Origin of the sequence: Paractinoplanes durhamensis (assembly GCF_016862175.1) — a bacterium.
Lineage (GTDB): Bacteria > Actinomycetota > Actinomycetes > Mycobacteriales > Micromonosporaceae > Actinoplanes > Actinoplanes durhamensis.
In genome coordinates, this window is the sequence record NZ_BOML01000132.1 from 1 (window position 1) to 884 (window position 884).

1 protein-coding gene is annotated in these 884 nt (G+C 64.3%); it reads right to left on the minus strand.

What is annotated here, in order from left to right; translation table 11 throughout:
• Nucleotides 1–869: condensation domain-containing protein (locus Adu01nite_RS47440; protein WP_275414803.1), on the minus strand; the 869-nt coding region annotated here is incomplete at its 3' end.
• Between the last annotated feature and the right edge of the window lie 15 nt (nucleotides 870–884).

Below are 884 nucleotides of genomic sequence, written 5' to 3' on the forward strand. Positions count from 1 at the left end.
CTGAAATCCGCATACTGCACCGGCAACGGCGCCCAATCCGGCGCACGCCCCGCACAACGAGCCGCATAAGCCCGCGCCAGATCAGCCGCCAACGGCCTCATCGACCAACCATCACCAGCAATGTGATGCAACACCACCACCAGCACATGAGCACCATCCACCACGGACAACCACGCCCGGACAGGAACCTCACTCGCCAGATCGAACCGATACCGAACCCACTCCTCCAGATCCGGCTCCCCCCGCACCACCTCTACACCCCAACCCAACACCCCCGGCTGGACCACCCGCTGCCAAGCAACACCCCCCTCCTCCGGAAACAACGTCCGCAACGACTCATGCCGCACCACCACATCCCGCAACCCCGCACACAACGCGGCAACATCCAACTCCCCCACCAACCGCATCACCAACGGAATGTTGTACGTAGCGCTCGGCCCCTCCAACCGATACAAAAACCACAACCGCTGCTGCGCAAACGACAACGGCACCCGCTCCGGACGCTCACCCACCCCCACCGCCCGCAACACCGGACGCACCACCCCACCAACACCCACCACAATGCGCTCCGCCAACCCCGCCACCGTCGGAGCCTCGAACACATCCCGCACCGACAACTCCACCCCCAGCGCCGAACGCACCCGCGCCACCAACCGAGTCGCCAACAACGAATGACCACCAGCCACAAAAAACCCGGTATCCACCCCCACCTCAACCACACCCAAAACCTCAGCGAACAACCCACACAAAATCTCCTCCACCGGCGTCACCGCACGCCGCACCACCTCACCCACCCACACCGGCTCCGGCAAACCCGCCCGATCCAACTTCCCGTTCGCCGTCAACGGCAACTCCACCAACACCACCACCGCAGACGGCACCAT